Annotated in this window: 7 protein-coding genes and 2 pseudogenes; 5 read left to right on the top strand and 4 right to left on the bottom strand. The window is 41.0% G+C overall.

The window, feature by feature from the left end; translation table 11 throughout:
- A pseudogene (locus tag V7K41_RS01995) lies at positions 1-168 on the top strand (IS4 family transposase); the annotation flags it as partial.
- Positions 169-173: 5 nt separating this feature from the next.
- Here the strand turns inward: V7K41_RS01995 and V7K41_RS01990 are convergent.
- Positions 174-1,553 (bottom strand): M23 family metallopeptidase, encoded by a 1,380-nt coding sequence (locus tag V7K41_RS01990; protein ID WP_334845483.1) that lies wholly within the window; start codon positions 1,551-1,553, stop codon positions 174-176.
- Positions 1,554-1,857: 304 nt separating this feature from the next.
- Positions 1,858-3,036 (bottom strand): acyl-CoA dehydrogenase family protein, encoded by a 1,179-nt coding sequence (locus tag V7K41_RS01985; protein WP_334845482.1) that lies wholly within the window; start codon positions 3,034-3,036, stop codon positions 1,858-1,860.
- Positions 3,037-3,093: 57 nt separating this feature from the next.
- On the opposite strand from V7K41_RS01985, the pseudogene V7K41_RS32780 reads away from it, so the two are divergent.
- Positions 3,094-3,236 (top strand): annotated as a pseudogene (locus tag V7K41_RS32780) (IS701 family transposase); the annotation flags it as partial.
- Here the strand turns inward: V7K41_RS32780 and V7K41_RS01980 are convergent.
- On the bottom strand, positions 3,202-3,333 hold the full coding sequence (locus V7K41_RS01980) for a hypothetical protein (RefSeq protein WP_334845481.1): 132 nt from the start codon (positions 3,331-3,333) through the stop codon (positions 3,202-3,204). The pseudogene V7K41_RS32780 and the gene V7K41_RS01980 overlap by 35 nt on opposite strands.
- A gap of 785 nt (positions 3,334-4,118) precedes the next feature.
- On the opposite strand from V7K41_RS01980, the gene V7K41_RS01975 reads away from it, so the two are divergent.
- The gene (locus V7K41_RS01975) at positions 4,119-4,301 is read left to right on the top strand and encodes a hypothetical protein (RefSeq protein ID WP_334845480.1); all 183 of its coding nucleotides are present in this window, start codon (positions 4,119-4,121) and stop codon (positions 4,299-4,301) included.
- 169 nt (positions 4,302-4,470) lie between these two features.
- Positions 4,471-5,856, top strand: coding sequence for a flippase (locus tag V7K41_RS01970; protein ID WP_334845479.1), 1,386 nt, complete (start codon positions 4,471-4,473; stop codon positions 5,854-5,856).
- 85 nt (positions 5,857-5,941) lie between these two features.
- On the opposite strand, the gene V7K41_RS01965 is transcribed toward V7K41_RS01970, so the two are convergent.
- Positions 5,942-7,153, bottom strand: coding sequence for a hypothetical protein (locus V7K41_RS01965; protein ID WP_334845478.1), 1,212 nt, complete (start codon positions 7,151-7,153; stop codon positions 5,942-5,944).
- Between the two features lie 126 nt (positions 7,154-7,279).
- Between V7K41_RS01965 and V7K41_RS01960 the strand changes: the two genes are divergently transcribed.
- On the top strand, positions 7,280-7,509 hold a 230-nt coding region (locus tag V7K41_RS01960; RefSeq protein WP_334845477.1), incomplete at its 3' end, for a transposase.

Below are 7,509 nucleotides of genomic sequence, written 5' to 3'. Positions count from 1 at the left end.
AGTATTAACACTATTGTGGGGTTCTATTAATAGTGTGAAGTTACAAGTCTGGGCTACTTGTTATTTTATGCTGTTTTGGTTGACTTGGGAAATGCTGTTGCAGACGAATTATCTCTACCATTTGACCGAATTTCTTTGGAGATGATATTTCGCGGTTTGTACCATTTTACCTGCTAGCTGAAGCAACGCGTAGCAGACTGAGAGTGGCTATTGCTTTCAGACTGAGTAACGACCGCTATTGTGTAACAACGCGTTGTCCCCGCAGGAGCAGCCTCAATACCTGTGAAGCCGATTTTAAGTTTGTACCAGTCATTGCCTGTACTAGTACTAGCACTATCAGGACGAGGTTTTGCGGTAATAAGCTTGTAGTCGAAATCTGCGTAACGATGGCCATTTTTAATGGTCATGCCTGCATTCTTCTCCAAAAAGAAATTAGGATCGCTAGAATTTTGATTCTTAAAGTATGGATTTTCGTTTCTCTCTGTATTCCATAACGAAGAACTAGATGGAAACGGTGTGTGCTGAACATTCCACTCATCCACATCAAAAACGCTGTTGTTGACGACATACTCTTTGACGTAAGTACCAAGATGTGTTGCAGCATCGTCAAACGCCCGTTGATGCTCCCCATTGCTGTCCTTATAGCTAGGCTCAAGTTTGATATACTTTAAATTCAAGTTGTAACCTGAATTTGCATTGAGAGTGACCCAAACATCTACGTTAGGAACTAGCGACGTTTCAGTGATTTCAATACGGAATGGCTCAGTTCCACTTAAGGGTGGATAAGGCAAGTAAAACATGGGGTTGCGGGCATCTTTAGCAAAAGAAGCTTCTACTGGAGTCATCATTTTTGCCACGGATGCTCGCTTATAGGGATCTCGTATTGCAAAGTGAAGATGATCGAAATTGTCTTTATGGCCCGTTCCTGTCCAAGCAATTTGCTTGCCTTTGACAACAGAATCTCTATTCTTAACAAGAACATTACGAACATGATTGTAAACAGAGATTTGACATGGATTTTTGGTTGAGCATTGTGAAGCCCCATTAGCAGGATGGAGCAATACAACTTGGTAGTCGCGATCGCTTAGACAAGGTTTGGAGGGATCATTTGGATCGGCATCTGACTGACCCTCTTTGTCACACGTAACGGACTTAACAAAACCACTTGCCGCAGCAAAGACTGGATTATCCGCAGCCGAATTATGGCTGTTTCCGGCAGTCGCTAGATCGATTCCTCTGTGAAAGGAAATGGGACTATTAACTCCTATGTAAAAGGAAGTGGGACTATTAACGTCATTAAAAGTTCGATAGCCGAAGCCGTGATAAATGGGAAAATCGGTTTTATGTTGCTGCTCAATGCGAGTAACATAATCACAGTCGTCTCCATTTTTCCAAGCATTACCAGGCTCTTCTTTAATTCGTCCACAAAGCGGCCAAATAAATTCGGACCAAGTAGGAGTTGTCGTGGTTTGAGCGATCGCTATTTTGGTAGGAATAGTGAAAATTGCCACTGCTATTAGCATCGCAATCAAAATCCAATTAAGTCTACGCATTTAGTCTCCTGAGTAAACAATAATGAAACTAAACTATAATTAACGCTCTTTCACCACTTTCATTAGAGTTGAGTTCCACAGAGCAAAAAACACAGCACTCGATTAATACCTATTGATGAGTCAAATTCTGAATTACGTGCTTTCCAAAACATGGAAGCGACAGTTGCTAGTTCTTGCAGGTATTTGGGTCTGATTAGTTATCAAGCTTAATGCACTAAGCGAACGCGACTTCAAATCGAGTACTGTGGTCTGAAGGATGTCACATTTTCATGCGTTATTGGTGTACGCAGTTCATGACGACTACTTAAATGATTGGAGTGTTATGTGGTAATCCCAGTTGCAATTTGCCATAGACTTCATTAGCGCTATCAAAATCGAACGTGATATGAGAATAAATCATGGCAATATCTCGTGCAAAACGTTGTAATTCTTCGGTTAAATAATGCGTTCGCGATCCCATCACATCTAAAACTTCATTGATAATCGACTTACATTCTTTCACCGCTAATGTACACTGCACCCTGTATTTGGCTCTGTCATTCAAGGTTAGGGATGCGCTTTCAGTTTTGAGGATCATATCCTTAATACTGTTCCGTATTAACAGTTCCATTGTTTCTAGCCTGACCATAATATCTGATAATCTGACAAGAGCTGTTTGTCTGACCTCCACATTCTTTTCTAAAAAACTGTGAAGTTTATCTTTGTAAATTTGTATGACTCTTTTTGCCGCGCCAATAGCAGGAGCCGTTACTGATAAAGCAGCAACCGATGTAAGACACCATTGGAAATTAGGGCTGTTCAAAACTTTGGAACCTGGAGAATTCCCGTTCAGTAGATCGATTAGATTCGCTACTCTATACTTAGGAACGAATACCTGATTAATTTTAATGTCGTTGCTGCCGGTTCCTTTCATTCCAGAAACATACCAAGTGTCTAATATTTCCACCTGTTTTTGTGGAAGAATAAAGACCTTTGGTATAGGCTTCTCATCTGTGGAATTAGGCAAATACATACCTCCAACAATTACCCAGGAATTATGTTTAATTCCACTAAGAAAAGACCATCTTCCACTGAGAATATATCCGCCATTGGTTTTGACTGCTTTGCCTTTGGGACCAAAAGTGGCAGAAACTAAATTATAATTATTATCTGCAAAAACTTCTTTTTGAGCTTCCCAAGGAAACAATCCGACCATCCAGTTGTGCACCGAAACCAAGCAGGTGACCCAAGCTGTGGAAACACATCCCTGTGCAATATAATCGCAAACATCGAACACAACATCCAAGGGCATTTCCTGTCCACCGAACTCTGAAGGAGTCATCGCACTGAAAAAACCTGCTTCACAGAGCTTTTTCATAATCTCTTCCGAAATATTTCCTCGTTTTTCGGTTTCAAGAGCCACTTTAGCCACTTCGTCTCTTATTTGCCGTGCGTTTCCGACGATTTCTTCTTTGGTTAACCTCTTGATATTTGCAACAACCATTTTAAACTCCTCCTTTTGGGGTTATCGTGGCGTAGGTTTTCCGTTAATCAAGTTTCAGCGTGGTTGGTCTGGCTGAGGTTGAAAGAATTGGCCTACAAAACAGGCCAAACAGTTTATCAAATCAAATCAAATACGGATTACTCTCCAACTATTTTATTCAACAGCTCAAACACCCCTCCCTAGCCATGCCTTTGGCCTAATCTTATTGTTGCGATCGCATGTGACAGTTGCATAAGTCCTGTCATAGATATCCGCTTCTCGGTCGGCAACGGTAATTACCCGAATCTCTTGTGGCACTATCTGCTGATACGCTTCTAGGCTTTCGAGCCACCTGAGGCTCTCTTTCTCACTGATGGCACGCGAGTGCTTGCTTCCCCTTGCTGCTCTTGGCTTCTCCCGCGCCTACACTACTTGATGCAACAACCCTAGCGGTACTCCCCACTCGCTTGCTGCTAGTACACTATGGACTTTTATCCCTTGGGCTGTCGCGTCGCTGATTGGCCCTAACCCTAGGGCAAACGCATCTAAAGTATAAAAATCCCTTAATAGCAAGGGTTTCAGCGTTTTTAAATTTAGCCTATTTTTTCGTCAAGATCCTTATCCAGCAAGGGTTTCAGAAATACCGTGCGTTCGCCCTGGCCCTAACCCCTATTCTTTTGCGGAGATCGAGCGAATATGCTTTCATCAGCTTTGACTCCATCATGATATTTAATTTCAGTAGACCGAAAAGTTTTGCGTGCTCGCAAAAGAACAGAAGAAAAATCAGACCGTTGTTGAATTAGCTGTATTTTAATATACAGTTTTTCAGATTTTGGCAAAAAAAGATATATAAGCAAACCTAATAAATAAACTCCAGAAGCAATGCGAAACAGAGATGCCAAAATATGCTCTCTGTATGCCAGTCGCCCTAACGGTCGACAAGTGGTTTCTGCACGCTCTGTACTTCACTTCTGCTCTACTCACAGGGGCAATGCTTTTACTGAATTAGTGCTCTAGAGATCGGAATTGAAAGCAGCTATCGGATGAAAAATCAATACCGAATAAAAACAACTATTAAAAACTCAATTATTAAGTTTCTATTTATGGCTTTGGCATTTCTAGTTATTAACATTTGGATTTATCTATTATGGCATTATCTCAGTACTTTAAGAAGTAGTAGTAAAAAAGCTTTCTCTCATCTATTTACTTTTAAACAAATGTTAGAGTTTTTACGTCAAACTATAGATGGCAACTATGGGGAAGTCCATGAAATGCGTTTGACTTAGGACTGGCTTGGGTTGATTCTGGGAGTTGATTCATAACTTTAATTTATGAGTCATCAAAAGTGAACAACTTTTTTGATCTCTCGAAAAACTGTATCACGGGCTACTTTTTTTCTTGAACACAAAACTTTTCGGTCTACTGACTTTTCCACTTTATTTTAAAAAAACATTCATGTCTCAACCTTTACTCTCTCAAAATCTGGAAAGCATTAAATTGCAAACTCTCGCTAAAGATACGACAGTAGCTATAATCATACAGGTTGGAGGTAGGGCTGTTACCTACTTAAGTGTGGTATTCTTGGCACAATGGATGGGTGAGACAGAATATGGCATCTATGAATATGTCATTTCCTGGTCATTGCTGTTGGCGATCATCGCCGGAATCGGTTATCCTCGCACAGTTTTGCGCTTTGTTGTTGAATATCGAATTAAACAAGACTGGGGACGTTTGCGAGGAATAGTTTGGAGTAGCTGGCTGATTATTGTGCTAGCTGGTTTGTTAATCTCTGTTGTTGGGACAGGTGCAATCTGGTTGTTGAACCACTATCACAGCTTTACCTACGCCACCCCGCTTCTAATCGGGATTTGGCTAGTGCCATTACAGGCTTTAGTCTATTTGCAGTTAGAAACCATGAGGGCGATGGAGGACATTACCTTAGCGTACATACCATCCCAAATCATCTGGCCTGTCTTAGTGCTTTGTGGTGGGTTTCTCCTGTTGAAAAAGAATCACTCTCTCACGAGCGTGCCCATGATTAGCATGGCAACACTGGTATTGTTACCGGTGGTTCTGTTTCAGTTATGGCTGTTGTGGAATAAGTTAAACAAGGAAGTGAAACCCGCTACTCCAGTTTATGCCCACCGCGAATGGTTAGGAGTATCCCTGGTTTTGTTGCTCCAATATGCTTTTGCCAGTATTTTGAGTCAAACAGATATTCTGATGGTTGGCTCAATTCTGGGGCCTTCCGAAGCCGGAATTTACAGCGCCGCCGTGAAGACAGCAATGTGGACAAATGTCATTTTGCAGACTGTGAATATGGCAGCAGCACCTATGTTTACTACCCTATATACCCAAGGGGATTTACAGGGTTTGCAAAAAGTTATTTCCATTGTGACGCTCTGGATTTTCTGGCCTACACTCGCCATCGTCTTCATCTTAGTGGTCTTCGCCGAACCCGTTTTGGGAATTTTCGGCTCAGAGTTCGTCGCGGGAAGTTGGGCGCTGAAGATTCTGGTTTTAGGGCAAATGATAAATGCATTATGTGGCTCTGTAAACATTTTGATGACGATGACTGGTCATCAAAACAAATCCGTGGTTGTGTTCGGTTGTGCGGTTTTAATAAATCTGGTTTTGAACGCGTTCGCAATTCCCTTGCTCGGTGCTGTTGGGGCATCGATCGCTACAGCCTTCGCGATGATGGTGTGGAACATTTGGCTGAGTGTTTTAGTGGTAAGGAATGTTGGGGTTAATCCTTCTGTTTTTTCTCTTCTCTTGAGTAAGAAAGATGACAGCAAATTGATTAATCAGCTAAAAAGTGGTGCTAGCACAAGCGATTAAAGTTGTTTCCTGATTAATGAAATCCACCTCATCCGGCAGTATTTGTGGTCAAGTACTTTTTTGATGTAATTTGTGAATATTTTGACTAACAATTTTTGGCTTGATTCCGCTGATTCCAGTACTGCTCAACCATCTCAAAAGAACCTTTGAATCGCTCTGAATTTAGGCTTTCTTTTTCCCAGCCTGAAGAAGTTTTTGTATGACCCTTTAAAATTTGCTCGATCAATGGAACAACTTTTTCTGGTTGAGCAGTTTTCTGATGCAGATGGAAGTTGGCGATCGCATAAGCTTCAAAAGGGTGTGTATCTGACAATTTTAAGGTTTCGCTTTGTGCGACAAAATCGTTGAGTTGCTCTAATGATGGCATAGCTACCTGTTCGGGGGCGTAGAGGAGATAAAGATAAATTGGAATTAATCGCCAAATATGCTCTCGGGACTGAGGTGGAAAGGCATACGGACTTATATCTTCTCCTTCAACCAGCGGGTCTATAGCCTTACTATTTCGTGCTTTACGTACTGCCTCTCTATTGGGATTTCGCAAATCAAAGATTTTTGATTGTGACTGTATATTTAAAGTGTGGATACACGGATCGAGATCAGCCACTTCAATACCTAGTTTGTCTATTATTTTTTCAAGAGCATAGTAAGGATTCATTCTCATAATATTCAAATCCATAATTGCTAGTTTTTTTGAAGTTCCCTCCAAAAAAGAGCGCACCGTCTTCCACTGAGAGATTAACGCTTCCCATTGATTTTCGTTATCGCTAATAATTGTCCCGTCCCAAGCTGACGAGAGTTTCTGTAAATTTAAAGATTCCATAGTGGGTGCGTTCTCTAATACAAATTCCCGATTTATGATCAATGCTCCATCGCTATGAAAATATCTGTAAGTATTCAGGGATAATTCCGAAAAATACTGTAAATGTGGCTCTCGGATTGTGAACAGAAACTTTTCGGGAATCTGAATCCAGCGCTCCCAAATAGGTAGTTCAAAGAAATATGAAATTTCCTTAACCAGAATTGTGGCATGGTCTTTCTCTTTGAGAATCTCAAGAATCTGATTAACTATCACACCACAAGCATCTTCATAAATATCAGTATTTAACGGTAATTTATTGGGTCTGAGGCTCCCACCCTGAGTCTTTAGAAGAGCCGCAAATGGTTGATGGATTGCTCGGTCAGCAAACCTTGAAAAAATAACTTGAGCAATTGTAGTCCCACTTCTAGATGTTCCATGAACATAGATAATAGACGCTTTGCCTGACGTTACTAGCTGTTTTAATGTTTGCTCATTCATTTGGCAATTTCCTGGATAAATACTACTAAAATACACTAAGAGGTTGTTTGAAAAGTCGGCAATTGAGTAAAAAAGCTCTCTCAGTATACGCTGTGAATAGATAGTAAACAGCACCGAGAGAGTGGTATGAGTAAAGCATACAAGAGCAACCTGAGCATGGAGCAATATAAATTGATAAGCGACCTAATTTCAGAAGCAAAACCGGGTGGTCGTAAGCGTGAAGTAGAGATGTGGGAAGTTCTCAATGCGATTTTCTACATTTTGGTAAGCTGTTGCGCCTACAATTTGCATATAATAAAGATGAATATAACTTCGGGTACAGGTTGTTATGCCTGCTATTGGCTTTCTAAGCTTAG

It is taken from the genome of Nostoc sp., from assembly GCF_036917415.1.
GTDB lineage: Bacteria > Cyanobacteriota > Cyanobacteriia > Cyanobacteriales > Nostocaceae > Nostoc.
Note: the sequence above shows the minus strand (reverse complement) of the source record. Positions and strands in the feature narration are given on the sequence as shown.